This window comes from Mesorhizobium sp. WSM4841 (assembly GCF_055811515.1).
In genome coordinates this window covers 63,904-89,513 of record NZ_JBVVQC010000030.1, presented here as the reverse complement: position 1 = coordinate 89,513, position 25,610 = coordinate 63,904, and the positions used below count along the sequence as shown (strand labels likewise).

Genomic DNA, 25,610 nt, shown 5'->3' with positions numbered 1-25,610 from the left:
CGGGGCGCTCCATTCGTTGAGTTCACAGCAACGATGGTGCCACAACCCTCGCCGCCGCCCCATAGCTTCTCTCCCCCCGCTTCGCGAGGGCGAGGAACCCAAGTGAGCGTCAATTGACGGTGCGCCGCGTGCCCGGCAGGTCGAGCGAAAAGGCGGGGATGGCGACGTCGAACGTCTCGCCCTGCTTGTTGCGCATCGTGTAGTGGCCGACCATGATGCCGGATGGCGTTGAGAGCGGGCACCCAGACGTGTATTGATAACTGTCGCCGGGGTTGAGTTCGGGCTGGTCGCCGACAACACCGGCGCCGCGCACTTCCTCGACCCGGCCGGTGCCGTCGGTGATGTGCCAATAGCGTGACAGAAGCTGCACGAATTCATCCGACTGGTTGTCGATGGTCACCTGGTAGCCCCAGACATAGCGGTTCTCCGACGGGTCGGAGCGATCTTCCAGATAGAACGGCCTGACCTGTACTTCGATGTTGCGCGTAACGGCGCTGTACATAGACTACTCCACAATATGTAGACGGAACTTTCGACCCTCTCCGCAGTCTGGTCAACGGGGTGCTTCCCGTCGCTGCCCGCCTCCTTTGCGCGCAGGTGCCGAAGAACAATGTCATTTAAGTGACACATGACAATGATGGTGTGCAGGGCCGGGCGACTCAGCATTCTGTCGAACTGTTGAAACGGCTTTCATGCGGCCGGTTTTTTTTCTGGAGTGACCAGATATCGATGGAATTGACAGTCACAGCCGCCTTCCTTTCCACAGCTCTGCTTCTTGTCAATCTCGCCAGCATCCTGCTCGCTTCGTTGAAGCTGAAGCGGCCTGGCAGGATCACGCCGCCAGCCGGCAAGGCGCCGCCGGTGTCGGTCGTCGTGCCGTCGCGCGGCGTCGAACCGTTTGCCGAGGAAACGCTCGAGCGCGCCTTCTCTCTCGACTGGCCGCGCTATGAGCTCATCTTCTGCGTCGCCCACGCCGACGACCCGGTGGTCGGGCCGATCACCGACGCGATCGCCCGCTTTCCGGCCGTGCCGGCCCGGCTGCTCGTCGGCGACGACCGCATCAGCGGCAATCCGAAACTCAACAATTGCGTGAAGGGCTGGGAGGCAGCGCGCCACCGCTGGGTCATCCTTGCCGATTCCAACGTCCTGATGTCGAGGGACTATGTCCAGCATCTGATGGCGGCATGGCGGCCGGACACTGGCCTTGTCTGCTCGACGCCGATCGGCTCGCGGCCGGACGGGTTCTGGGCGGAAGTCGAATGCGCTTTCCTCAACACGCTGCAGGCGCGCTGGCAATATACCGGCGAGGCGCTCGGCCTCGGTTTCGCCCAAGGCAAGAGCATGTTGTGGAACAAGCCCATGCTCGACGCCAATGGCGGCATCCGTGCGCTTGCCGCTGAGATCGCCGAGGATGCCGCCGCGACCAAGCTGGTCAACGGGCTTGGACTACGCGTCAATCTCGTCGCCTCGCCCTTCGAGCAGCCGCTCGGTTTGCGCACGTTTGGCGAAATCTGGTCGCGCCAGGCCCGCTGGGCACGCCTGCGCCGGGTCACCTTCCCCCTGTTCTTCGCGCCCGAAATATTGGTCGGCGCGGCGCCGCCGCTGGTGCTTGCGCTGATTGCTGCGGCCGGCGCCGGCTTCAGCCTGTCGGCAACCGCCGTCGCCGTGCTGGTAGTCGCCTATCTCCCGGAATGCGCTCTCGCCTCGGCCAAGGGCTGGCACCTGTCGCTGCGCATGATCCCGGCGATGGTTGCGCGGGACGTGATGCTTCCCGCCATCTGGGTGCGCGGCTGGCTCAGCGGTGCCGTCGACTGGCGCGGCAACACGATGACCATCCACACCAGCGCCGGTGTGGAATTGGAAGAGACCCCGTCGGGCGCCTGACCGCGCTTGGCTTGATGATTCGAGCGAAGCCGTTCGGCGCGTATCTCTATCTGGCGGCTTTCAGTGCCTGGTCGATGTCTTCGATCAGGTCATCTGTGTCCTCCAGGCCAACGGACAGCCTGAGCGTGCCTGGCCCGATGCCGAGTTCGGCACGCGCCTCATCGCTCAGATTCTTGTGCGTCGTCGTCGCCGGATGGGTGATCAGGCTCTTGGCATCGCCGAGATTGTTAGAGATCAGCACGATATCGAGCGCGTTCTGGAAGGCGAAAGCCGCCTGTTTGCCGCCCCTGACGTCGAGGCAGATCAGCGTCGAGCCGCCCGACATCTGCTTCTTGACGACCGCCGCTTGCGGGTGATCGGCGCGGCCGGGATAGATGACGCGGGCGATCTCCGGCTGCTCGGCGAGGAAGTCCGCGATCCGGCCGGCACTTTCCGTCTGCTGGCGCACGCGCAGCGGCAGCGTTTCCAGGCCCTTCAGCAGCGTCCAGGCATTGAACGGCGAGAGGCTGGGACCGGTGTGGCGGAAATAGTCGTGCAGGTTCTCGTCGATCCACTTCTTGTCCGACAGGATGACGCCGCCGAGACAGCGCCCCTGGCCGTCGATGTGCTTGGTCGCCGAATAGACGACGATGTGGGCGCCGAGCTGCAACGGCTTCTGCTGTAAGGGCGTGGCAAAGACGTTGTCGACGATCAGCCGCGCTCCGATCGAATTCGCAAGTGAGGCGACGGCTGCGATGTCGACGACTTCCAGCGTCGGATTGGTCGGGCTTTCAAGGAAGAACAGCTTTGTGTTGGGCCTGACCGCCTTTTCCCAATTGGCGATTTCGGTGCCGTCGACCAGCGTCGCCTCGATGCCGTATTTCGGCGCAAGCGTTTCGACCACCCAGCGGCAGGAGCCGAACAGCGCGCGCGCCGCCACGATGTGGTCGCCGGCCTTGGCGCTGCACAGCAACGCCGCTGTGACCGCCGCCATGCCGGATGCTGTGGCGCGGGCATCTTCGGCACCTTCCAGCGCACACATGCGCTTCTCGAACATGTCGACCGTCGGATTGGCATAGCGCGAATAGATGAAGCCCGGTTCCTCGCCCTTGAAGCGGGCTTCCGCCGCCTGCGCCGTGTCGTAGACATAACCTTGCGTGAGATACATCGCCTCGGACGTTTCGCCGAAGCCGGAACGCAGCGTTCCTGCATGCACGAGGGCGGTCTGAGGCTTCCAGTTGCGCTTGTTGCTCGTCATCACCTTGTTCCAAACACCAAAAATGGTCCAAACACAAAAAAACCGGCCGCGAAAGTCGCAACCGGTCCATACGGCCTTTCGGCCCGACGGTCCTTTAGCGACTTGTTTAACGTGGCTGCAAGCCGACCGGCCAAATCACCACGGGATAATGACCCTTTAGACCTGCACCGCGCTTGCGTCAATTGCCGGCATGATTAAGAGGTTGTACCAGCAGGTTCCGTGGCAAGGACCTGCAACAAAACGAGACCTCGCCCGGCCTTCGAGCGGAGCCAGACTTTGCGGCAGACAGGCATTCTTCCTGATCAGGACATTTCCGCGCTGTTCCAGTCGGGCGCGCTGAAGTCGCCGCGCGCGCTTGATGCCGACCAGGTCCAGCCGGCCAGCCTCGACCTCAGGCTTGGCGACAAGGCTTGGCGGGTGCGCGCCTCCTTCCTTCCCGGCCCCAACCACAGGGTTGCTGAAAAACTCGACCGTCTGAAGCTGCACGAAATCAATCTCGCCGATGGTGCGGTGCTGGAGACGGGCTGCGTCTATATCGTGCCGCTGCTCGAGAGCCTGGCGCTTCCGGCAAGCATCTCCGCCTCCGCCAACCCGAAGAGCTCGACCGGACGGCTCGACATCTTCACCCGCGTGATGACCGATCGTGGCCACGAGTTCGACAAGATCGCTGCCGGCTACGACGGCCCGCTCTATCTGGAGGTCAGCCCGCGCACCTTTCCGATCGTCGTCCGCGCCGGCTCGCGGCTGTCTCAGATCAGGTTCCGCACCGGCAATGCGCTTTTGTCGGAAAGCGAGCTGCACGAATTGCACCGTGCCGAGACGCTCGTCGCCACCGAGCCACCGAATATTTCCGGCGGCGGTATTGCGCTGTCGATCGACCTCGATGGCGACAAGGACGGGCTGGTCGGCTACCGCGGCAAGCACCACACCGGCCTGGTCGATGTCGACAAGCGCGCGGCACAGGATGTCGTCGATTTCTGGGATCCGCTCTACAAGAGCGGCGCCGGCGAACTGGTGCTCGATCCGGACGAATTTTATATCCTCGTCAGCCAGGAAGCGGTGCATGTGCCGCCGCTCTACGCCGCCGAGATGACGCCCTTCGATCCGCTGGTTGGCGAATTCCGTGTTCACTATGCCGGTTTCTTCGATCCGGGCTTCGGCCATTCGGCGGCCGGCGGTACCGGCAGCAGGGCGGTGCTCGAAGTGCGCAGCCACGAAGTGCCGTTCATCCTCGACCATGGCCAGATCGTCGGGCGGCTGGTTTACGAGCACATGCTGAAGCGGCCGCAGGCGCTCTACGGCACTGATCTCGGCTCGCACTACCAGGCACAGGGCCTGAAACTGTCCAAGCATTTCCGCGTCGCACGCTGATCGCCGATTAAATCAGACTGTGCTTGCCTGACCTTGTAGGCCGTGCTTGGTTGTGCCCAACCGTCAAGGTGGTTGGAACCAAGGGAACAAGAAATGCAGATTTCAAGATGGATCGCATCGGCAGCAGCAGCTGCCATGCTGGTGATGGCTGCCGGGGCCATGTCGGCGCAAGCACAGGAAAAGTTGAAGATCGCCACCGAAGGCGCTTATCCGCCGTTCAACACCATCACCGCGGATGGCAAGCTCGTCGGCTTCGACATCGACATTGCCAATGCGCTTTGCGCTCAGATGAAGGTCGAATGCGAACTTGTCACGCAGGACTGGGACGGCATGATCCCAGCGCTCCAGGCCAGAAAATTCGATGCCATCATCGCGTCCATGAGCATCACCGAGGAGCGCAAGAAGCAGGTCTCCTTCACCAACAAATACTATACGACGCCGCTTTCGCTGGTGGCCTTGAAGGACAGCGATATTGCCTCGACCGAACCCGCAGCACTCGCCGGCAAGACAGTCGGCGCGCAGGCTTCGACCACCCAGGCCGACTATGCCCAGGATGTCTATAGCAAGGCCGGCGCCGAGGCGAAGCTCTACCCGACCCAGGAGGAGGCGGTCGCCGACCTGATGAACGGCCGTCTCGATGCCGTCCTTTCAGACAAATTCGTGCTGATGGACTGGATGAAGAAGTCGAGCGACGGCTGCTGCAAGATGGTCGGCGACGTCAAGGGCACCGAGACCGAAGCCGGTATCGCCGTGCGCAAGGAAGACAATGCGCTGCGCGAAAAGCTCAATGCCGCGATCGATGCGATCGTCGCAGACGGCACCTACAAGAAGATCCAGGCCAAATATTTCGATTTCGATATTTATTGAGAGGTTGAAGGGTGTGCGTTCTTCCTTCTCCCCTTGTGGGAGAAGGTGGCCGAGCCCACGGGTCTTGCCTCCGGCAAGCCCGAGGACAGGCTCAGCTCGGTCGGATGAGGGGGTGTTCCAACACCTCATTCCGTCCAGCACCCCTCACCCGTCTCGGCGCCGCGCGCCGATCCACCTTCTCCCACAAGGGGAGAAGGAGAGGTGCCACCTTACAGCGCCTTCACCGACACCTTCACCGGCTGCTCGATTTCAAGCGGGTTGCGCAGCGGCAGGCCGAAATCCTTGGCCTCGATTTCGAAGACGTCACCGGCCTCGGTCCTGATGCCGTCGGCGAAGGACAATGTCGCCGTGCCGAACATGTGCACATGCACGTCGCCCGGCTGGCGGAAGGCCGAATATTTGAAGTGGTGATGTTCGAGATTGGCAATGGTGTGCGACATGTTCGCCTCGCCCGACAGGAACGGCTTTTCCCACAGCAGCTTGCCGTCGCGGACGATGCGCGAGGTACCCCTGACGTCGGACGGCAGTTCGCCGATCAGGATCTCCGGCCCGAACGAAGCGTTGCGCAGCTTGGAATGCGCGAGGAAAAGATAGTTCACGCGCTCGGTGACATGGTCGGAAAACTCGTTTGACAGCGTGAAGCCGACGCGGAAAGGGGCGCCGTCGTCGCCGATGACATAGATGCCGGCGACTTCCGGCTCCTCGCCGGCATCCTCGGCGAAGGCGGGCGACAGAAGTGCCGCACCGGGCGCCACCGCCATGGTGCCGTTGCCCTTGTAGAACCATTCCGGCTGCACGCCCGTCTGGCCCTTGGCCGGCTTGCCACCTTCCAGCCCCATGCGGAACATCTTCATGGAATCGGTGAGCTGCTCCTCGCCGTCGGTGCTGAGCTTCTTGTGCATGGAATCGCGGGTCGCGGCGGAGCCGAGATGTGTCAGCCCGGTGCCGGTGAGGTGGAGATGCGCCGGGTCGGGATGGTTGATTGGCGACAACAGCCGCCCCTTCTTGTAGGCGGCATCGAGGTCGACCGCTTCACCGAAGCCCTTGCGCTCGATGAGGGCGACAAGTCCGGTGCCTGTGCGCGCGGCCTCCATCGCCAGCGAATAGACGCTGCGGGCGCCGTTGATGATTCGGGTCTTGCCGCCGTTGCGGGCAACGACGCGGATGGTCTCTGCGTCGTCGAGGATCTGGGAGATCAGCATGATGTACCCTCTCTCAATTGCCTTTGGCCTGGCTGCCGGGTTGGCAAACCTTGACCAGCGCGGCTCGGATAGTATCCGCGCCACTGGTGAACTGTTCGTCCGGATTGCGCTCGCGGGCCCGGTCCCTGAGGGACTTCTTTGCGCCGCCCGGCAGCGCCGCGATGTGACCCGTGCCTCCTAAAAGCGTGCCGCGTTTGAAAGGCGGCCCGCTTTAATCCTTGTTTTATGCATGTCGTTGTCCCAACACGATGCACGTTTGGCGACCTGCATGAGTTCCCTCGCCCTCAAGCCTTGTTCTTGTTGTAGACGTCGAAGACCACGGCGCCGAGCAGCACCAGGCCTTTGACCACCTGTTGCCAATCGACATTGACGCCCATGATCGACATGCCGTTGTTCATGACGCCCATGATGAAACCGCCGACCACCGCGCCAATAACCTGACCGACGCCGCCCATCGCCGAAGCGCCGCCGATGAACACGGCGGCGATGACGTCGAGCTCGCTGCCGAGGCCGGCCGCCGGCACCGCCTGGCCAAGGCGCGCCGCAATGATCAGCCCGCCGAGCGCCGAGAGCACGCCCATATTGATGAACACCATCAGGGTCAGCCGCTCGGTCTTGATACCCGATAGCTGCGCCGCCTTGGCATTGCCGCCCATTGCGTAGATACGGCGGCCGACCGTCATGCGTTTGGTGACGAAGACGAACAGTGCGATCAGCACGCCCATCACCACGAGAACGATTGGCAGACCTCTATAGGTGGCGAATTGGTAGACCAGAAACAGCGCCAGAGCGCTGGTCACCAGGGTCTTGACGACGAACAGCGTGAAGGGTTCGGCTTGGTAGCCATGCCGCTCGCGGCTGCGCCGTGCCCTGAGTCCGAAATAGGCATAGGCGAGCACGGCAACGAGGCCGATCACGATCGTCGTCATGTGCAGCGTCAGCCCGCTGCCGACGATGGTCTTGCCGGCGGCGTTCACGACCGGCGGGATCAGCGTCAACGAGCCGATCACGTCCGGAATGAAGCCGGAACTGAGCGCCTTGAAGCCGGCTGGAAGCGGCCCCACGGAAGACCCGCCACCCAGCAGCGCCTGGCAGATGCCGCGAAAGATCAGCATCCCCGCCAGCGTGACGATGAAGCTCGGTATTCGGTGATAGGCGATCCAGTAGCCTTGTCCCGCGCCGATCGCGCCGCCGATGATCAGGCAGATGATCGACACCACCAGCGGATTGCTGAAAGGGCCGAGAGGCCAGATGACCATCATCATCGCCGCCAGCGCGCCGATGAAACCGGCGACGGACCCGACGCTGAGATCGATATGGCCGGAGACGATCACCAGCAGCATGCCCAGCGCCATCACGATGATGAAGCTGTTCTGCTGCACCAGGTTACTCAAGTTCACCGGCTTGAACAGCGTTCCGGACGTCGTGTACTGGAAGAATACCATGATGGCGATAAGCGCCAGGATCAGGCCGTATTCGCGCAGGTTGGTGACCAGCGCCGAGACGGCAACGCGCGGCCCCTGCTGCACATCTTCGGCGACGCCGCTTTTCGGGACGGGAGCGCTTTCTGTGCTCATGATGCTTTTCCTTCTCCGCGAACGATGGCGCGCATGATCTTTTCCTGGCTGGCATCGCTCGCCGCCATTTCGCCGACGATACGTCCTTCGTTCATGACATAGATGCGGTCGGTGATGCCGAGCAGTTCGGGCATCTCCGACGAGATGACGATGATCGCCTTACCCTCCGAGGCGAGACGCGCGATGATCGTGTAGATTTCATACTTGGCGCCAACATCGATGCCGCGCGTCGGCTCGTCGAGGATCAGCACCTCCGGATTGGCGAACAGCCACTTCGACAGCACCACCTTCTGTTGATTGCCACCCGATAGATTGCCGGTCATCTGATAAACGCTGGACGAGCGGATGTTGGTTTTGGCCTTGTAGTCGTTGGCGACGGCGAGCTCGCGCATGTCGTCGATCACGCTATGGCGCGACACGCCGGGAAGATTGGCCAGCGTGATGTTGTGCTTGATGTGATCGATCAGGTTGAGACCGTAGGTCTTGCGGTCCTCGGTGACGTAAGCGATGCCGTGTTCCACTGCCTTGCTGACAGAGGAGACATCGATGGGCTTGCCCTTGAGCAGCACCTCGCCGGTGATGCGGCGGCCATAGGAGCTGCCGAACAGGCTCATCGCGAATTCGGTGCGTCCGGCGCCCATCAGCCCGGCGATACCCACCACCTCGCCCCTGCGGACGTCGATGTCGATGCCCTTGATCACTTGCCGCTCGGCATGGATCGGGTGATAGACCGACCAGTTCCTCACCTGGAGCACGATCTCACCGATCTCGGGCTCGCGCGACGGATAACGGTCGTCTAGCGAGCGGCCGACCATCGAGGTGATGATGCGGTCTTCCGAAATGTCTTTCTTAGGCAGCGTCTCGATGGTCCGCCCGTCGCGGATGATCGTGACCTTGTCGGCGACCCGGTTGATCTCGTTGAGCTTGTGCGAGATCAGGATCGAGGTGATGCCCTGCCGCTTGAATTCGAGCAGCAGGTCGAGCAGCGCCTGGCTGTCCTTTTCGGACAGGCTCGCCGTCGGTTCGTCGAGGATCAGCAGCTGCACTTCCTTGCTGAGCGCCTTGGCGATCTCGACCAATTGCTGCTTGCCGACACCGATATTGGTAATCAGCGTCTTGGGGTCTTCCTTAAGGCCCACCTTCTTGAGCAGAGCGCTGGTGCGCGTCTCGTTGGCGTTCCAGTCGATGACACCGTATCTGGCGTGCTCGTTGCCGAGAAAGATGTTTTCGGCGATCGACAGCATCGGCACCAGCGCGAGTTCCTGGTGGATGATGACGATGCCGCGGCGCTCGCTGTCGTGGATGCCCTTGAAATGGCACTCATCGCCGCGATAGATGATTTCGCCGTCATAAGTGCCGGATGGATACACGCCCGACAGCACCTTCATCAGCGTCGACTTGCCGGCGCCGTTCTCGCCGACAACGGCGTGGATCTCGCCTTCCTCGACGCTGAGGTTGACATTCGACAGCGCCTTGACGCCGGGAAACGTCTTGGTGATGTCACGCATCTCCAAAATCGTCGAGGCCATCAGGAATACCACTCCTCCGAGGTCCGGAAACAATACCGGTGTCGCTCGCTAACGAAAAGGGGTCCTGCGCTGCGCAGGACCCCGGTTTTTACAACTGCGGTTACTTCAGCTCTTCGGCCTTGATGTAGCCGGAATCGACCACCAGCGCCTGGTAGTTCGACTTGTCGACCTCATGCGGCGTCAGCAGGATCGAGGGGACGACCTTGACGTCGTTGTTGTAGGTCGTGGTGTCGAGGCCTTCCGGCTTGCCGCCCGAGAGCACCTTGTCGACGAGTTCGACCGTCGCCTTGGCGAGTTCGCGGGTGTCCTTGAACACCGTCGAGTACTGCTCGCCGGCGATGATCGCCTTGACCGAAGCGGTTTCGGCGTCCTGGCCGGTGACGATTGGCCAGGGCTGATCGGCCGTGCCGTAACCGACGGCGCGCAGCGAGGCGATGATACCGCGCGACAGACCGTCATACGGCGAGAGCACGCCATCGACGCGGCTGCCATCCGAGTAGTTGGCGGAGAGCAGATTGTCCATGCGGGCCTGGGCGGTCGCTGCCAGCCAGCGGAGCGTGCCGACCTTGTCCATGCCCATCTGGCCGGACTTCACCACGAGGGTCTTGTCGTCGATCAGCGGCTGCAGAACGGACATCGCGCCGTCGTAGAAGAAGAAGGCGTTGTTGTCGTCCGGCGAACCGCCGAACAGCTCGATGTTGAATGGACCCTTGTTTTCGGGATAGCCGAGGCCCTTGAGCAGCGATTTCGCCTGGATGACGCCGACGCCGAAATTGTCGAACGTGGTGTAGTAGTCGACATTCGCGGTCTTCTTGATCAGCCGGTCATAGGCGACGACGACGACACCGGCGTCAGCCGCCTTCTGCAGGGCGTCCGACATCGTGGTGCCGTCGATCGAGGCGATGATCAGTGCCTTCGGGCCTTTGGTGATTTCGTTTTCCAACTGGCTGAGCTGATTGGGGATATCGTCCTGCGCATATTGCAGGTCGACAGTGTAGCCCAGAGCCTCGAGCTGGGACTTGACGGCGTCGCCGTCGTTGATCCAGCGCTGCGAGGTCTTGGTCGGCATCAGCACGCCGATGAGGCCTTCGCCTGCCTGCGCCGGGACCGTCATGGCCGCGATGCCAAGGGCCGCGACGGCGGCCAGTGTCTTGATGATCTTCACATTAACTCTCCCTGGTTGATGGACGCGCACCCTGGGTTTCGTGGGCCGCGCGATCGCGCAGGAGCGCCAAACGCGCCGCTGCCGTCATATCGATCTCCGGTATCCTCCCAATCGGCCCTGAGACTCCGGTTCCAGTCGATGCGATTTTTCTCGCTGGCGACGGTCAAGCCTCAGGACGCGCCAAGGGTGTGGCTCTTTGCCATAACTGTCAAATGCGATCTTTGGTGGTTGCTATACCCAAACTGATATACTGAAAGTGGACAAAAGATCTGGCCGGATTGCCGGCCGGCCACGAGCGAGGAGCAAACGGAGATCATGGCGGCGCTACGGGATCCTACTGGACTTTCAGATGGTTATGGCGAAAGTCCCGGCAGGAGTGAGACCCTGCTGCGCAGCGGCCTCAGTCTTCGCCACATGCGCATGATCGCAGCCCTCGATGACCATGGCCGGGTCAGCGCGGCAGCCCAGGTCATGAACATTTCCCAGCCCGCCGCCTCGCGCATGATCGCCGAGATGGAGGCGGTGCTCGATGTCAAGCTGTGCGAAAGGCTGCCGCGCGGCATCACGCTGACGCCCTATGGCAAGGCGTTGGCGAGGCGCGCGCGTTCGATCCTGCTCGAGATGCGTGAAGTCGACCGCGAGATATCGGAGCTCAAGGCGGGCAAGGGCGGCTCGGTGTTCTTGGGCGCGGTGACGGCCCCTGCGATCGAGCTCGCCGTGCCGGCGATCCGCGAAATCCGGCGCATCTATCCGCGTATCGAGATCACAATGCAGGTCGAGACCTCCAATGTGCTGGCGCGCGAGTTGATCGCCACACGTCACGATTTCATCATCGCGCGCATCCCCGACGACCTTAATCCACGGCTGTTCGAGGCCCGCGTCATCGGCGTCGAAAAAGCCTGCCTGATCGTGCGCCGCGGCCACCCGCTGGCTAAGGGCAAGGCGGTGCGGCTGGAGGAGACCGCCGCCTACGACTGGGTTTTCCAGTCGGGCGGCTCGCCGCTGCGCCAGGCGATGGAGAGCAATTTCCTGAACCGCAACATCGCGCTGCCGGACCGCATCCTCAACACCAGCTCGCTGCTCCTGACCCTGGTCATGGTCGCGCAGTCGGACGCCATCGCGCCGGTGTCGATCCAGGTGGCGAAATTCATCCAGAACCCCGAGGGGCTGGCCGGCGCCATCGACGTCGTCCAGACCGAGTTCGACATCGAGGTCAGGCCTTATAGCCTGATCACAGTAAAAAATCGCGCGCTGTCGCCGGCAGCCAAGATGCTGCACGATTTTATTTTGAGAGAGGTGGGCTGACGGCGTTAAATCAAGCAATCCATTGCCGATCCACTGCATAGCTATCGCAGCTGCACGGCCCTCGGTCATGTCGCTTCAATTCAGAATATCGCTCGAGCGAAGGAACCACACAGGGCCGTGCCGCGTCATAGAAGCGGGCTCCTGTTGCAGCCCCAGGGTGGCTATCGATGATCAGGCTTCTCCTCGTCTTCGCCGCGATACTTGCCTTGGCATGCGGCGGGGCGTGGGCGGCCAAGCTGGACCTAGCCACCGTCAACCAGGCCCAATTCGCCGCCGGCGAACCGAAGGATGCCGATCCGACCGTGTTGAAGGCGCAGATTCTCTTGGATCGCGCCCGCTTCTCGCCGGGCCTGATCGACGGCCGGCTTTCAGAGAACTTCGCCAAGGCGATCGGCTCCTTTCAGGCGGCGAACGGACTCCATTCCGACGGCAAGCTCACTCGGGAGACCTGGGACAAGCTCATGGCAACTTCCACCGACCCGGTGCTGGTCACCTATGAGGTGACGCGCAAGGATGTGCGCGGACCCTTCACCAGGCGTATCCCGGCTCGCATGGAGAGGATGGCCCGTCTACGGCGGCTCGGCTATCGCACCGCGGCAGAGAAGCTGGCGGAGCGCTTCCATATCAGCGAACAGTTGCTCAGGATGCTCAATCCGGGCATCGGCTTCAGGAAGGCCGGCACGACCCTGGTGGTGCCTGATATTGGCCGGGGCGGTCCTCCCGCTGGCGTAGCCCGCATCGAGGTCGACAAGGGCGCTCGCCTGGTGCGCGTGCTCGACCATTCCGGCAAATGGCTCGCAGTCTACCCCGCCTCGATTGGCAGCGATGAAAACCCGGCGCCAAGCGGCATGGCGGAGGTCAAGCGCGTGGTGCGCAACCCCACCTATCACTACGATCCGGACTTCGCATTCAAGGGAGTCAAGACCAAGCGGCCCTTCACCATCGCTGCCGGGCCGAACAATCCCGTGGGATCGGTCTGGATCGACCTCTCCATCGAAAGCTACGGCATCCACGGTACGCCCGACCCGGGCAAGATCGGCACGACCTTCTCGCATGGCTGCATCCGGCTGACCAATTGGGATGCCGAAGACCTTGGCTCTATCGTGCAGCCGGGCACGAAAGTCGAGTTCAAGAACGAGATCGCCCATGCCGTCGACGAGCTTGCTCCGTAGCAGAATAGATTGGCCACCCTCGAGATGCCAAGTCGAAAGAGATTGGGTCGCGAGTTCCAGATCCATTGAACATCGGCTTCGGGAAGAGAATTCGATCGAGGAAAGTCCGCTGTTGGTGGTTTGCCGTAGTCTGCCTTGCCATGTCGCCAATTGGATAAATCGAGTTCCACCGGAACTTTGGCAGGGTCAGGCTTCATGCTAATTTGATCCACCCTTCGTGGAGGTCAGTGCCGTGTCGCAATTGGCAACTTTGCTGCTGGGATCGTGGAGGATGATTTCCTGGACTTATGAGGTCCTTGAATCCGGCGAAGTCAGAGACGCTTTGGGAAAGAATCCCAGAGGCGTTATCACCTATGCTGCGGATGGCCGAGTGATGGTCCTCGTGCTTAATGAAGATCGCATTACACCCAACGACCTTGTCCCTACCCCTGAAGAAAAGATCGAACTCTACGATTCGATGTTTGCCTATGCAGGGACATACACGGTCGAAGATGATCGAGTTATTCACCATATTGACATGAGCTGGAACGCGACGTGGGAGGGCACCCAGCAAGTTCGTTTCGTCGATACGGACAGTCGAATGCTGACTTACAAATCAGCCCCAGCGAAAAACCCCATTGACGGTCGCGACTGCATTCACACCGTCAGGTTCGAGAAGATCGTTTCGCCTCATGACTAACGGTGCAACTCGCATAAGTCCGCTCGCGGGCGACGATAATGGCCCATCCTCATGACGACCGGAACGGGTGAGCGGTCGTTTGATCGTGTGCACCTGAAGGCGCGCAAGGGTGGACATGCGATCTCGCCGAAGCGCCGACGGCGATTCCAGGAACCGAAGCAAAACTAAAACCGTAAAACTGCCTGCAAAACTGGTGGGTTTCAGCTCTTGCTAAATCAGGCACAAACCTTTGCGGAACAAGGTGGAGCGGGTAGCGGGAATCGAACCCGCGCGTTCAGCTTGGGAAGCTGACAAGCTACCATTACATCATACCCGCGCAGCAGCCTCGTTACCACGCAAGCCGGCGTTCGGGCAATGGTTAAGCGTGCACTCGTGCCTTGCCAGCCGCCCGACTGTTACTCCGTCGTGGCAAGGGCATCGTCTGCGGCAAAGGCCGGCCAGTATTTCGAAATTGCCAGCGTGGCCCCGACTGAAGAGAAATGGCCATAGTCGAAATAAAGAAACTGGCCTGCGTCGGCGTAGGAGCAGCGTCCTGCACTACAGAGGAAATTCAGCGGATCGATAAAGGTGGCGCCTTTGGTAAATGCGCGCACACGGTTGTTGATGTCGGGATCCATGGCCATTGGCCACGATGTATCATCGAGATTTTCGCGCTTTGCGAAGAACGCGATTTTTCGAACATCGGTTATGAACTGCGGGGACTGGCCGATGACAAACACGCGCACGCCCAGACCACGAAGCGTATCGATCGTTTGCTGGAGACCGTCGAAACTTCTGGCCTCGTAGTCGGTCCACCGACCGCTGAGTACAACCGTCTTGATGCCGGCGTCCTGGACGATCTTCAGGGCTTGCTGATTGAACGGCATGCAATCCGGGCGTGCATAGGAGAAGTAAGAGAGGATCGGTGGACAGCCTGCGTAAGTATACTCCACGATGTTGGCCTGGAGCTGATTTATGTTGGCGTCCAGGCCTGAAACATAGTGGGCGGCGAACGAGTCGCCCCACAACAAAACGGTTGTTGGGAAGCCGCGAGTGCGCGTGCAATCCTCGATATTCCAGCTTTCGATCCGGCTGGAGCCCTCGTTGAAACAGGTGCCATTGCCCCAGTCCCCGACAGGAATCCGCTGTTGGGCATAGTCCGGAAACCTTTGCGGAAAGCCGTTGCCGAGCGCCCCGGCCGCCCCGCCAACGCAAAGAAGAGCGATCGCGCCCGCTGAAAAGGCGAAGATGGGCACCGGGGCGGTGAAGCTCCTTTTCTGCCGAAACGGCTGCTCGATGTACTTCCAGGAAAATGCAGCCAATGCGAAGCTTGCAACCGTCATCGCAACGGTCATCGACGGGTCGAGTTTTTGTAACGAAAGATAGTGCGCGAACGCATTGATCGGCCAGTGAACAAGATACAGCGAATAGGAGATGAGGCCGATCCAGACCAGCGGCCGAACTTCGAGTATGCGGCTGGCGATCGTCGAGGGGCTATTTTGGCCGACATAGATAAGGAGGGCCGTTCCGAGGCACGGATACAAAGCGTTGTAGCCCGGGAACGAGTCGCTCTCCGAGATCGCAAAGAACCCGATGGCGAGAAGGCCAAATCCGGCCAGCCCGACCAGTTCCATAAGGAACCGGTTGCTCAAGGGCGGGGGCCGTTTCAGCATGAGCACGGCGCCCAGCATGAGTTCCCAGACTCGTGTCGGCAGCAGGTAGAATCCCGCGTTTGGCGCCAGCCATGTTGCCATGACCGCCAGCACGAAGCTGCCGAGAATGATCGGCAGGAGTATCGTCAGCCAGCGCTTGGCAAAATAGCGATAGATCAGGAACATCAGGATTGGGGCAAAGATATAGTACTGCTCCTCGACCGAAAGCGACCAGGTGTGCAACAGCGGTCGGAGCTCGGCATCGATGGAGAAGTAATTTGACGTCTTCCAAAAATAGATGTTCGACCAGAAAGTCGAGGCCGCTATGACGCTGAGACTGAATTCGTGCAGATCTGACGGCAGAAGAATGAACAATGCCGCAATGCAGCTGAGAAGCGTGACAAAAATCAGAGCCGGCAGGATGCGCCGGGCACGGCGCCAATAGAAGCTGATGATCGAAAACTGGCCGCGTTCAAGGTCGTCCAGAAGGCTTCCGGTGATCAGGTAGCCGGATATGACGAAGAAGATATCGACGCCGGTAAAGCCGCCTGGAATTGCCGAGATTCCGAAATGGAAGAGTACAACCGGCAGGACCGCAACGGCCCGAAGACCATCGATATCGCGCCTGTACTTCATTCAAAAAGTCCTGTGTTCGCAGGTCACGGCGAGACGGCGCAGTCCGTCCATCACCGGGCGATACGAGTGGGTCTGGCAGATCGATATCAACGGGTCACCCTCTGTCGCCTAATTTTGCTGCACTGCAGCATCGGTGTCAAGACTGGCGAGCAGACAATCCGGCCAACCCGCTGTCCGGGGCAACTGGAGTTGGTGACCGCCTTGATGCCAGCGCGGCAAGTGCGTATTTCTGGGACCTGTAACCGAATCTGGAGACACGCCTTGTCCGCACTAACGCGCTTTCTCGGCGATACGCCGCTCCGGGTTTTCCTGAAGCTGCTGGTGGTATCGTTCCTCGTCGGGCTGGTCATGAACGCATTCGGCTGGTCGCCGATGGATGTGCTCTACGGCATCCGGAATTTCATCGTCGATCTCTGGAATCTGGGCTTCCGTGCTATTGACCGTTTTCTCGGTTATATCCTGCTGGGCGCGGCGATCGTCATTCCGGTCTTCATCCTGCTCAGGATCGCCAACTATCGGAAATAGAGCATGATCCCGAACCGAAGGTCAGCGTAGCAAAAAGTGGAACCGGTTTTCGGAAAGGATCATGCCCAAACGATAGGCGCTCAGGCGAAGCCTGAGGCCACTTCGAACAGGATGGCATGGCGCGCGGCGAGGGCCGCCACGTCGGTCGAATAGCCACCGCCGATAACGCCGCAGACCGGGATGCCGAGCGCGCGGAAATGACGGATCACCATGTCGTCGCGGGCACGCAGCCCCTCGTTCGACAGCGACAACCTGCCAAGCCGGTCCTCGGCATGAACGTCGACCCCTGCATTGTAGAAAACGATGTCCCAGCGCGCCCTGGCGGTGAGTTCCGGCAGGATGCCGACCAACCTTTCGAGATAGGCCGCATCGCCGCTGCCGTCGGGCAGGGCGATGTCGAGGTCGGAAGCGATCTTTCGTGTCGGATAGTTGCGGTCGCCATGCATGGAAAACGTGAACACGCGCCGCTCGTCGCCGAGAATGTCCGCCGTGCCGTCGCCCTGATGCACGTCGAGATCGACGATCAGGATGTTGCGGGCGGCAGCTTCGGCAAGCAGTACCAGTGAAGCCACCGCAACATCGTTGAAGGTACAGAAGCCGGCGCCTTGCGCGCGCCGCGCATGATGGCTGCCGCCGGCGGTGTTGCAGGCGATGCCGTCCAGCAATGCCAGCCGCGCCGCCAGCACGGTGCCACCCGTTGCGAGCTGCGCCCTGAGCGAGACGCGCGGGCTCACCGGAAAGCCGATGTCGCGCTCGATTTTTTCAGGCACTTCGCAGGCCAGCACCTGGTCGACATAGCCGGTGTCATGGGCAAGCTTCAGCCATGATGCCGGCGCCGGTTCGGGCACGTTGAGCGCGGCGGGGCCGGTCAGTCCGCGCGCGCCCAAGGCTTCCATCAGCAGCTTGTATTTGCTCATCGGGAAGCGATGGTTGACGGCGAAGCCGGCGTCGTAGTCGGGATGATGAACGATCTGCAGGAGCATGAGCGGCAGGTGAGCCAGAGGCGGGTTTCGGTTGGCCGTAGTGGGATGAGTGGTTGCGCGGCGTCCGGAAACTGGGGCACATCGGCTGTTCGATCAAGCCGCAATGGGGAAGCGGGATCCTGGATCAGGTGTCAGCAACGGCCAACAGCCGGTCTTTCGTCGTCACAAATCGCTCGGTGCTCGCCATCGCGGTGCCGATGACGCTCGCCTATCTGACGACGCCGCTGCTCGGCATCGTCGACACTGCGGTGGTCGGGCAGTTGGGCGACGCTGCCCTTCTCGGCGGCCTCGCGGCTGGCGCCCTGGTCTTCGATGTCGTCTTCACCTCCTTCAATTTCCTGCGCTCCGGCACCACAGGCCTCGTCGCCCAGGCTGTCGGACGCGGCGACGAACTGGAGGAACAGGCGGTGTTCTGGCGTGCTGTGCTGATCGCGGTCGTCGCCGGCATCGTGCTTGCCGCACTTGCGCCACTGGTCGCCATCGCCGGACAATGGTTCATGAGCGCTGAGCCGCGCGTCAGCGAAGCGATGGCCGTCTACATCCGCATCAGGCTGCTTGCAGCACCGTTCTCGCTGATCAACTACGCCATCCTCGGCTATGTGCTGGGGCGTGGCGAGGGCGGGCTGGGACTGATGCTGCAATTGGTGCTGAACGGCATCAACATTGCGCTCTGCATCCTGCTGGGGCTGGAAATCGGCTGGGGCGTTGCCGGCGTCGCCTGGGCGACCGTCACCGGTGAATTCGTCGCCATGCTGCTTGGTCTGGCGATCATCGGCCGGCGTTTCTGGGCAGCGCCCCGGCTGCCGCGCCATCGCATCCTCGACCTGTCGGCATTCCTGCGCATGATGTCGCTCAACCGTGACATCATGATCCGGTCGTTCTCGCTGCTCGCCGCTTTCGCGCTGTTCACCCGCCAGGGCGCACAGTTCGGCACGGTGACGCTGGCCGCCAACGCCGTGCTGATGAACGTCTTCCTCATCGCCGGCTATTTCCTCGATGGTTTCGCCACGGCAGCCGAACAGCTCGCCGGGCGGGCCGTCGGTGCGCGTGCCGCAATGCAATTCCGGCAGGCGGTTCGGCTGACCCTGTTGTGGGGCTTCGGGCTGGCCGCCACGGCGACGCTTGTCCTTTTGCTGGGTGGAATTGATCTGGTCGCCCTGATCACGACCTCACAAGACGTTCGCGCCATTGCTGACATCTACCTGCCTTGGGCGGCGTTCACCGCGCTCAGCGGCGTGCTGGCGTTCCAGATGGATGGCGTCTTCATCGGCGCGACCTGGTCGCGCGACATGCGCAACATGATGCTTTTGTCGTTCCTTGTGTTCAGCGCGGCCTTGCTCATCCTGGCGCCGGCCTTCGGCAATCACGGCCTGTGGGCGGCGCTGCACGTCTTCCTGCTGGTGCGCGGCTTCAGCCTGCTTATCATTTTGCGTGTGCGGATGCGGACGGCGTTTTAGAGCGACTTCGGGTCAGATCGGCTTGGACGACCATTGATCGAGGCTGCTATCGCGCAACTCGCGCAGCGACTTGAGCCGTTGCATATCCGCAAAACGCGCCATCCCCGCAAGAATGCGGCCCGGCAGTGCCGGCCCGGCATAGATCATGCCGGTGTAGAGCTGGACGAGATCGGCGCCGGCGCGGATCTTTTCAAGTGCCGTCTCAGCGGAATCGACACCGCCGACGCCGATGATGGCGCGGTCCGGGCCAAGCAGTTTGCGTATCTTGGCCAGCACGATGGTCGAGCGCTCGAACAGCGGCTTTCCCGAAAGCCCGCCTGTCTCGCCGGCAAGATCGGCTCTGCGCAGCCCCGGCCGCGCGATGGTGGTGTTGGAGACGATGACACCGTCTATTGCCTTCTCGGTGACCTCGGCGGCGATATCCTCCAACTCGGCCTCGACCAGGTCCGGCGCTATCTTCAGGAAGACGGGCGGCTGCGCTGCAGCTGCCGTACGTGCGGCCATGACGCGCGACAGGAGTTCGCCGAGCTGTTCACGCGCCTGCATGTTGCGCAGACCCGGCGTGTTCGGCGAGGAGATGTTGACCGTCAGATAGCTGGCGTATGGCGCAAACCTGACAACGCCGCGTTCATAGTCGCTGATGCGGTCGGTGCTGTCCTTGTTGGCGCCGATATTGACGCCGACGATGCCGGCGCGGCCCTTGCGGGCGGCAAGCCGTTGTTCGGCGGCCTCGTGGCCCTCATTGTTGAAGCCCAGCCGGTTGATCACCGCCTCGTCCGATGTCAGCCGAAAGATGCGCGGCTTCGGGTTGCCGGCCTGCGGCAGCGGCGTGATCGTGCCGACCTCGGCAAAGCCGAAGCCGAGGCCAAGCAGCGCATCGGGAACCTCGGCGTTCTTGTCGTAGCCGGCAGCCATGCCGAGCGGATTGGGAAAATCGATGCCGCAGACGCTGACTTTCAGCCTGTCGTCGCGCACTGGGCGCCGGGTGACCGGCAGCCCGCATTTCAGCGCGGCGATTGACAGGCCGTGGGCGGCTTCCGGATCGAATGCGAACAGGAACCTCTGGCCGAGCCGGTCGAGCACGCTCATTCGGCCTCCAGCGCCGGGAATTGGTGCAGGCCATCGGTGCCGAGCGGCAATGATTGCACCCAGACGACGGCCTTGAGGTCGAGCGGGCCGTAAAGATGCGGGAACAGCGCACCGCCGCGCGAGACCTCGTATTTCAGCGCATCACCGAGTTTGGCTCCATCGATCGCGACCAGCAGCAGCCCGGTTTGGCCGGCAAAGTGTTTTGCCGCCGTTTCCTTGGCTTGGCCGGCGGTGGAAAAATGGATGAAGCCGTCGGCGACGTCGATCGGCGCGCCGGTGAAGCGGCCATTTCTTTCGGCCTCGCGCCACAACGCTTCAGGCACTATCTTGTAGATAATCTGAGACATGGTTGCGCTATAGTCCGAACCAACCATACGGGAAAGAGCGGGCCAGGGTTCTTCCCCATTTCCGGCGCAAACATGCGATAAATTGCGCTTACTGGCCATGGAGGACAATATGCGTCCGCAGCACGTCTTGATTCCCGCAGCACTCGTCTCGCTCGTCGCGGCATCAGCCTTTTCGGAGGAGACCGAACGCTACCGGCTGGAAAAGTCGGCCACCGGCTATGTCCGCATGGACACGCAGACCGGTGCGATGTCGATCTGCGAGGAGCGTTCCGGCCAGCTCGTCTGCAAGATGGCGGCCGATGAACGCGCCGCCTTCCAGGACGAGATCGACCGGCTGCAAAATTCGGTGAAGGCGCTCGACCAGCGCGTCGTCAAGCTCGAAAACTCGCTTGCCGCCCGCTTTGAGTCGACATTGCCCAGCGAGGAGGATTTCAACAAGACGATGAGCTATATGGAACGCTTCCTGCGCAGCTTCATCGGCATCGTCAAGGACATGGAAAAGGATAGCGGCGAGGATGCCGCCAAGCCCAATCCGCAAAAAACCTGAGCAACCGTTCACCGGGGAAACCCGGCGCATAGCTTTGCGCTTGAAAACGGCTGATATCGCCGCATAATCGTTCGACTGATCCCGTAAGAAGCAGACAATCATCAATGGGATTTGGGGAGGGCCATGTGCCGTCGGGCTACACTTTCGTCATCGCCGACGATCATCCGCTTTTTCGCGGTGCGCTGAGAGAGGCGCTTGCCGGCATCGGCAACGTCGCCGGCATTCACGAGGCCGGCGATTTCGAAAGCGCCAAGGCGCTGGTCGTGGCCAATGAGGACGTCGATCTGGTGCTGCTCGACCTGTCGATGCCGGGCGCTAGCGGCCTTTCCGGCCTGATCTCGCTGCGCGGCATCCATCCGACGGTGCCGCTGGTGGTGGTGTCGGCACATGACGACCCGGTGACTATCCGGCGCGCGCTCGACCTCGGCGCTTCGGGTTTCATCTCCAAATCGGCCAGCATGGAGGAGATCCGCAGCGCCGTGCAGTCGGTGCTTGCCGGCGACATCGCTGCGCCAGCGGGCATCGATCTCGGCGTCGAGCGCGATCCCGAGATATCCGATCTGATCAAGCGGCTGCAGACGCTGACGCCGCAGCAGACGCGCGTGCTCGGCATGTTGGCGGAAGGGCTGCTCAACAAGCAGATCGCCTACGAACTCGGCGTCTCCGAGGCGACGATCAAGGCGCATGTCTCGGCCATCCTGCAGAAGCTTGGCGTCGACAGCCGCACCCAGGCGGTGATCCTGCTGTCGAAGATCGGCAGCGATCCACTGCAGGCGACGGGTTGACCCCTTCCGGCTCTACTCTGCCGCCGACGCCAGCGGCCTGACCCTGGCCATCATCGAGCGCAGCACCGCCGGCTTCAGCGGCTTGTTGATCACCGGCACGTCGAGTCTGCCGGCGCTGGCGCGCACCTCACTCGAGCGGTCGGCGGTGACCAGCACGGCCGGCATGTCCTGGCCGTGGATGGCGCGCAGTTTGGCGATCGCATCAAGGCCGGTCTCGCCGTCGAGATGGTAGTCGGCAAGCACGATGTCGGGTCGACGCATTCCGGATCGCTCGAGATCCCCCGAGCCGGCAAGCGTGTCGACGCTGCAGCCCCAGCCTTCGAGCAGCAGTCGCATGCCGCCGAGGATACGGGCATCGTTGTCGATGCACAGAACGCGAAGCCCGGCAAGCGAAGCAGCAGTGCGGACCGGCGCCTTCGCCGTGACCACGCGCCGTGGCTCCTGCGCTGCCGCGACCGGCAGGATGACGGAAAAGCGCGTTCCTTTGCCCGGGCTTGAAAAGATCCGGATTTCGAGGCGCAAGACGCGAGCGATGCGGTCGACGATGGAGAGGCCGAGGCCGAGGCCTTCAGCTTCGCGTGCGCCCTCATCGAGCCGGGTGAATTCGTGAAAAACCGTGTTTAGCTTGTCGCCGGCAATGCCGATGCCGGTATCGATCACCTGGATCTCGACCAGTTCGCTGCGCCGCCGCACACCGACCAGGACGCGGCCGCGGCGCGTGTATTTGATGGCGTTGGACACCAGGTTCTGGATCAGGCGGCGTAGCAGGTTGCGATCCGTCATCACGCTGAGTGACGAGGGCATGATCGTCAGGCCGAGCTTCCTCTCGGCGGCAAGCGGCTGGAAGTCGTTGCCGATCTGCCGCAGCAGCTCGTCCAGGCTGAACACGGCGTCGTCCGGTTTCATCGCGCCGGCATCGAGGCGGGAGATGTCGAGCACCGCGCCGAGAATGGTCTCGACCGATTCCAGCGAGGATTCGATGTTGTTTGCGGCCTTGCCGGTCGGGCCCTTGCCGGCCTTTTCGATCAGCGACGAGCAATAGAGGCGGGCGGCGTTCAGGGGCTGCAGGATATCGTGGCCGGCGGCGGCAAGGAACCGCGTCTTGCCGAGATTGGCCTCCTCGGCCAGCATCTGCGCCTGTGCCAGTTCCTCGTTGACGCGGGTCAGTTCGACGGTGCGGTCCTTGACGCGTTGTTCCAGCGATTCATTGGCGCGCTTGAGCGCCAGATCCTGCTCGACGCGTCCTGAGATGTCGGCATAGGTGGCGACGATGCCGCCATCAGGCATTGGGTTGGAGCGCAACTCCAGGATGCGGCCGCTGGTCTTCAGCTCCATCTGCCAGGGGCTGACGAAACTGGTGAGGCGGTTGAGCATCGCCACCCGCTGGTCGGCCGGAATGTCGCCGCGCTCGGCCAGGTGGCGCAGGATGCGGTCGAGCGAGACCCCGACCTGGCCCATCTCGTCGGGCAGGTCGAACAGCGCCCGATACTGGCGATTCCAGCAGATCAGCCGGAAATCCCTGTCGAAGACGGTGATGCCTTGTTCCATCTGGTCGAGCGCGATCTGCAGCAGGTCGCGATTGTGCTGCAGCGCCTCGGTGGCGTCGTCGAGCAGGCGGAAGGCATCCTTGGATTCGCGGTCGTTGCGGCGCAGCAGCAGCGACAGGATCAGCCGCGCCGAGGAGGAGCCGACAGCACTCGCCAGAAGCTGCTCGGAGAAGCGGATGACGTCCATGCTGGCTTGTTCGTTGCCGTGCAACGAAGCGCCGCTGCTCTCTTCAAACGACTGGAAGGACCGCTCGGTGCGTTCGACGCCAAGATAGCGCGCGATGGTGTCCTTGAGGTCGTTGAGGGTGACGGTGGTGCGGAAGCGGCGCAGGCTCGGCATCGGGCTCGCCTCGCGCGGCACGAAGATCGACGCCTGGATGCGTTCCAGCGGCACCGACGCGCGCGACAGCGAGCCGAGCACGAAGAACAGCGTGTTGATCGACAGGCTCCACAAGACGCCGTGGTTCAGCGGCTCGGCGATGGTGCCGAACAGCGCTTGCGGCCGCAATGCCTCGAAGCCGAACAGGCCGTGGACGACAATGCCGGTGTCGGACGCGGCGAGCGAAGGAAGCAGCAGCGTGTAGCTCCAGACGACGATGCCGGCGACCATGCCGAGTGCCGCACCCCTGCCGTTGGCGCCGCGCCAGATCAACCCGCCGATCAGGGCCGGCGCAAACTGCGCGATCGCGGCGAACGACATCAGGCCGATCGAGGAGAGCCGCGCGCTGTCGGTGCTCTCGCGATAGTAGAGGAAGGCGACGAACAGCATGATGAAGATCGCCGCCCGCCGCACGTTGAGGATGAGCGTCGACCAGTCCTCGTTCTCGGACGTCGTGGTCTTGAGCAGGCGGCGCACAAACAGCGGAATGACGAGGTCGTTGGAGATCATGATCGACAGCGCGACGCTTTCGACGATCACCATCGCGGTCGCCGCCGACAGGCCGCCGATGAACGCCGCCATGGCCAACAGATCGTGACCGCTGAGCAGCGGCAGCGACAGGACGTAGAGATCGCTGCTGGTTTTGGTGCCGACCAGCGCCAAGCCGGCGAGCGCGATCGGCAGCACGAAAAGATTGATCGCCACCAGATAGAGCGGAAATACCCATGTTGCGGTACGCAACTCGGCCTCGCTGCGGTTCTCGACGATGGTGACGTAGAACTGGCGCGGCAGCATGATGATGGCGAACCCGCTCAAACATGTCAGCACCAGCCAGGTGGCGAGCGAGGTGCTGTAGCTCATCGCCTGCTGAACTTGCGAATTCTCGGCGAGCTTGTCGACCATATCGCCCGGGCCGCCGAAGATCAGGAACGTCACCATCAGGCCGATCGCCAGGAAGGCGGCGAGCTTGACCACGGTTTCCACCGCTATTGCCAGCACCAGCCCATCCTGGTGCTCGGTGGCGTCGGCGTGGCGCGTGCCGAACAGCACCGCAAACAGCGCAAGCAGCATGGCGACGACCAGCGAGATGTCGCTGACGAACGGATCGAAGGAAGGCGGCGAGCCGGTATAATGCTCGACCATCAGGCTGACCGAGCCGGAAATCGCCTTCAACTGCAGCGCCATGTAAGGCACCGCGCCGATCGTCGCGATCAGCGTGGCGATCGCTGCAACGGCAAAACTCTTGCCGTAGCGGGCGCCGAGGAAATCGGCGATCGAAGTGATCTTCTCTGTCTTGGCCAGCCTGACGATGCGCCGAAGCAGCGGAAAGCCGAACACGAACACCAGAACCGGGCCGATATAGATGCCGAGGAATTCAAGGCCGCGCTCGGAGGAAAGGCCGACCGAACCGAAGAACGTCCAGGAGGTGCAGTAGATCGCCAGGCTGAGCGCATAGATGAAGGGCCGGGCCCGGTCAGGCCCGGATGTCGTTGAGCGCCGGTCGCCGAGGCTGGCGATGACGAACAGCAACGTCACATAGGCGATCGCGATGATGACGATGAACCAGCCCTGCACGGCCCGATAATCCTCCCTTGCCGGTTTTGCATCCGGCCCGCTGAGACGCAATCACAGCTTGGCGATCAAGTCCATCGCGGCTTTCGGCGCAGGATGGCTGCGGCTTCGGGAATTTTGGCCG

21 protein-coding genes, 1 tRNA gene and 1 riboswitch are annotated in these 25,610 nt (G+C 62.1%); of the genes, 10 read left to right on the top strand and 12 right to left on the bottom strand.

The features are described from left to right. Positions 1-109 precede the first annotated feature (109 nt). Complete coding sequence (gene apaG, locus AC0L14_RS27310) at positions 110-502, bottom strand: Co2+/Mg2+ efflux protein ApaG (protein ID WP_473526045.1); 393 nt, start codon at positions 500-502, stop codon at positions 110-112. A gap of 227 nt (positions 503-729) precedes the next feature. Between apaG and AC0L14_RS27305 the strand changes: the two genes are divergently transcribed. After that, a complete protein-coding gene (locus AC0L14_RS27305) occupies positions 730-1,884 on the top strand; it encodes a ceramide glucosyltransferase (RefSeq protein WP_473526044.1) in 1,155 nt (384 codons plus the stop codon). A gap of 46 nt (positions 1,885-1,930) precedes the next feature. Here AC0L14_RS27305 and AC0L14_RS27300 read toward each other — a convergent pair whose 3' ends face one another. Then, on the bottom strand, positions 1,931-3,121 hold the full coding sequence (locus tag AC0L14_RS27300; protein ID WP_473751363.1) for an O-succinylhomoserine sulfhydrylase: 1,191 nt from the start codon (positions 3,119-3,121) through the stop codon (positions 1,931-1,933). A gap of 74 nt (positions 3,122-3,195) precedes the next feature. Continuing rightward, positions 3,196-3,273, bottom strand: a riboswitch (SAM riboswitch). A gap of 124 nt (positions 3,274-3,397) precedes the next feature. Between AC0L14_RS27300 and AC0L14_RS27295 the strand changes: the two genes are divergently transcribed. Together AC0L14_RS27295 and AC0L14_RS27290 are read left to right on the top strand one after the other, a co-directional pair. Beyond that, a complete protein-coding gene (locus tag AC0L14_RS27295) occupies positions 3,398-4,492 on the top strand; it encodes a 2'-deoxycytidine 5'-triphosphate deaminase (RefSeq protein ID WP_473526042.1) in 1,095 nt (364 codons plus the stop codon). A 93-nt stretch (positions 4,493-4,585) separates the two neighbouring features. After that, positions 4,586-5,359 carry an ABC transporter substrate-binding protein gene (locus AC0L14_RS27290; protein WP_473526041.1) on the top strand — a complete coding sequence of 258 codons (774 nt, stop codon included), beginning with the start codon at positions 4,586-4,588 and terminating at the stop codon, positions 5,357-5,359. 209 nt (positions 5,360-5,568) lie between these two features. Here the strand turns inward: AC0L14_RS27290 and araD1 are convergent, their stop codons facing one another. The 4 genes from araD1 to chvE form a co-directional block, all read right to left on the bottom strand. Then, complete coding sequence (gene araD1 / locus AC0L14_RS27285) at positions 5,569-6,561, bottom strand: AraD1 family protein (RefSeq protein ID WP_473751362.1); 993 nt, start codon at positions 6,559-6,561, stop codon at positions 5,569-5,571. A 284-nt stretch (positions 6,562-6,845) separates the two neighbouring features. Then, on the bottom strand, positions 6,846-8,138 hold the full coding sequence (mmsB, locus tag AC0L14_RS27280; RefSeq protein ID WP_123146578.1) for a multiple monosaccharide ABC transporter permease: 1,293 nt from the start codon (positions 8,136-8,138) through the stop codon (positions 6,846-6,848). Then, positions 8,135-9,667, bottom strand: a complete 1,533-nt coding sequence (gene mmsA, locus AC0L14_RS27275) for a multiple monosaccharide ABC transporter ATP-binding protein (RefSeq protein WP_473751361.1) — start codon at positions 9,665-9,667, stop codon at positions 8,135-8,137. The genes mmsB and mmsA overlap by 4 nt, the downstream gene beginning before the upstream one ends. Before the next feature lie 100 nt (positions 9,668-9,767). After that, positions 9,768-10,832 (bottom strand): multiple monosaccharide ABC transporter substrate-binding protein, encoded by a 1,065-nt coding sequence (gene chvE / locus AC0L14_RS27270; protein ID WP_473751360.1) that lies wholly within the window; start codon positions 10,830-10,832, stop codon positions 9,768-9,770. 315 nt (positions 10,833-11,147) lie between these two features. On the opposite strand from chvE, the gene AC0L14_RS27265 reads away from it, so the two are divergent. The 3 genes from AC0L14_RS27265 (at position 11,148) to AC0L14_RS27255 (ending at position 13,988) form a co-directional block, all read left to right on the top strand. Beyond that, on the top strand, positions 11,148-12,137 hold the full coding sequence (locus AC0L14_RS27265) for a LysR family transcriptional regulator (RefSeq protein ID WP_095493531.1): 990 nt from the start codon (positions 11,148-11,150) through the stop codon (positions 12,135-12,137). A 167-nt stretch (positions 12,138-12,304) separates the two neighbouring features. After that, positions 12,305-13,309, top strand: coding sequence for a L,D-transpeptidase family protein (locus AC0L14_RS27260; protein WP_473751359.1), 1,005 nt, complete (start codon positions 12,305-12,307; stop codon positions 13,307-13,309). Positions 13,310-13,541: 232 nt separating this feature from the next. Next, positions 13,542-13,988 (top strand): lipocalin-like domain-containing protein, encoded by a 447-nt coding sequence (locus AC0L14_RS27255; RefSeq protein ID WP_473751358.1) that lies wholly within the window; start codon positions 13,542-13,544, stop codon positions 13,986-13,988. Between the two features lie 242 nt (positions 13,989-14,230). Here AC0L14_RS27255 and AC0L14_RS27250 read toward each other — a convergent pair. Then, a tRNA-Gly gene (locus tag AC0L14_RS27250) sits at positions 14,231-14,304 on the bottom strand. Between the two features lie 79 nt (positions 14,305-14,383). After that, positions 14,384-16,255 (bottom strand): acyltransferase family protein, encoded by a 1,872-nt coding sequence (locus AC0L14_RS27245; protein ID WP_473751357.1) that lies wholly within the window; start codon positions 16,253-16,255, stop codon positions 14,384-14,386. 261 nt (positions 16,256-16,516) lie between these two features. Between AC0L14_RS27245 and AC0L14_RS27240 the strand changes: the two genes are divergently transcribed. After that, the gene (locus AC0L14_RS27240) at positions 16,517-16,780 is read left to right on the top strand and encodes a DUF6460 domain-containing protein (RefSeq protein WP_473483724.1); all 264 of its coding nucleotides are present in this window, start codon (positions 16,517-16,519) and stop codon (positions 16,778-16,780) included. 80 nt (positions 16,781-16,860) lie between these two features. Here the strand turns inward: AC0L14_RS27240 and AC0L14_RS27235 are convergent, their stop codons facing one another. Then, positions 16,861-17,763 carry a histone deacetylase family protein gene (locus tag AC0L14_RS27235; protein WP_473751356.1) on the bottom strand — a complete coding sequence of 301 codons (903 nt, stop codon included), beginning with the start codon at positions 17,761-17,763 and terminating at the stop codon, positions 16,861-16,863. Between the two features lie 128 nt (positions 17,764-17,891). Here AC0L14_RS27235 and AC0L14_RS27230 point away from each other — a divergent pair, with 128 nt between their 5' ends. Then, on the top strand, positions 17,892-19,220 hold the full coding sequence (locus AC0L14_RS27230; RefSeq protein WP_473751355.1) for an MATE family efflux transporter: 1,329 nt from the start codon (positions 17,892-17,894) through the stop codon (positions 19,218-19,220). Between the two features lie 12 nt (positions 19,221-19,232). Here AC0L14_RS27230 and AC0L14_RS27225 read toward each other — a convergent pair whose 3' ends face one another. Both AC0L14_RS27225 and AC0L14_RS27220 read right to left on the bottom strand, forming a co-directional pair. Next, on the bottom strand, positions 19,233-20,309 hold the full coding sequence (locus AC0L14_RS27225; protein WP_473751354.1) for a quinone-dependent dihydroorotate dehydrogenase: 1,077 nt from the start codon (positions 20,307-20,309) through the stop codon (positions 19,233-19,235). Continuing rightward, entirely contained in the window at positions 20,306-20,656 is a 351-nt protein-coding gene (locus AC0L14_RS27220) for a DUF952 domain-containing protein (protein WP_473483715.1), read from the bottom strand. The genes AC0L14_RS27225 and AC0L14_RS27220 overlap by 4 nt, the downstream gene beginning before the upstream one ends. A gap of 109 nt (positions 20,657-20,765) precedes the next feature. On the opposite strand from AC0L14_RS27220, the gene AC0L14_RS27215 reads away from it, so the two are divergent. Then, positions 20,766-21,203: a hypothetical protein gene (locus tag AC0L14_RS27215; protein ID WP_473483712.1), complete on the top strand. Its 438-nt coding sequence runs from the start codon at positions 20,766-20,768 to the stop codon at positions 21,201-21,203. Positions 21,204-21,328: 125 nt separating this feature from the next. Continuing rightward, positions 21,329-21,988, top strand: a complete 660-nt coding sequence (locus AC0L14_RS27210) for a response regulator transcription factor (RefSeq protein ID WP_123146589.1) — start codon at positions 21,329-21,331, stop codon at positions 21,986-21,988. Positions 21,989-22,000: 12 nt separating this feature from the next. Here the strand turns inward: AC0L14_RS27210 and AC0L14_RS27205 are convergent, their stop codons facing one another. Continuing rightward, a complete protein-coding gene (locus AC0L14_RS27205; RefSeq protein WP_473751353.1) occupies positions 22,001-25,489 on the bottom strand; it encodes a PAS domain-containing hybrid sensor histidine kinase/response regulator in 3,489 nt (1,162 codons plus the stop codon). Positions 25,490-25,610: the final 121 nt, after the last annotated feature.

Coding starts and splice junctions, on each gene's coding strand:
- AC0L14_RS27235 (WP_473751356.1), bottom strand. CDS start 17,763: ATGCTCCTGCAGATCGTTCATCATCCCGACTACGACGCCGGCTTCGCC.
- AC0L14_RS27245 (WP_473751357.1), bottom strand. CDS start 16,255: ATGAAGTACAGGCGCGATATCGATGGTCTTCGGGCCGTTGCGGTCCTG.
- AC0L14_RS27215 (WP_473483712.1), top strand. CDS start 20,766: ATGCGTCCGCAGCACGTCTTGATTCCCGCAGCACTCGTCTCGCTCGTC.
- mmsA (WP_473751361.1), bottom strand. CDS start 9,667: ATGGCCTCGACGATTTTGGAGATGCGTGACATCACCAAGACGTTTCCC.
- AC0L14_RS27260 (WP_473751359.1), top strand. CDS start 12,305: ATGATCAGGCTTCTCCTCGTCTTCGCCGCGATACTTGCCTTGGCATGC.
- araD1 (WP_473751362.1), bottom strand. CDS start 6,561: ATGCTGATCTCCCAGATCCTCGACGACGCAGAGACCATCCGCGTCGTT.
- mmsB (WP_123146578.1), bottom strand. CDS start 8,138: ATGAGCACAGAAAGCGCTCCCGTCCCGAAAAGCGGCGTCGCCGAAGAT.
- AC0L14_RS27300 (WP_473751363.1), bottom strand. CDS start 3,121: ATGACGAGCAACAAGCGCAACTGGAAGCCTCAGACCGCCCTCGTGCAT.
- AC0L14_RS27220 (WP_473483715.1), bottom strand. CDS start 20,656: ATGTCTCAGATTATCTACAAGATAGTGCCTGAAGCGTTGTGGCGCGAG.
- AC0L14_RS27305 (WP_473526044.1), top strand. CDS start 730: ATGGAATTGACAGTCACAGCCGCCTTCCTTTCCACAGCTCTGCTTCTT.
- AC0L14_RS27290 (WP_473526041.1), top strand. CDS start 4,586: ATGCAGATTTCAAGATGGATCGCATCGGCAGCAGCAGCTGCCATGCTG.
- AC0L14_RS27265 (WP_095493531.1), top strand. CDS start 11,148: ATGGCGGCGCTACGGGATCCTACTGGACTTTCAGATGGTTATGGCGAA.
- apaG (WP_473526045.1), bottom strand. CDS start 502: ATGTACAGCGCCGTTACGCGCAACATCGAAGTACAGGTCAGGCCGTTC.
- AC0L14_RS27225 (WP_473751354.1), bottom strand. CDS start 20,309: ATGAGCGTGCTCGACCGGCTCGGCCAGAGGTTCCTGTTCGCATTCGAT.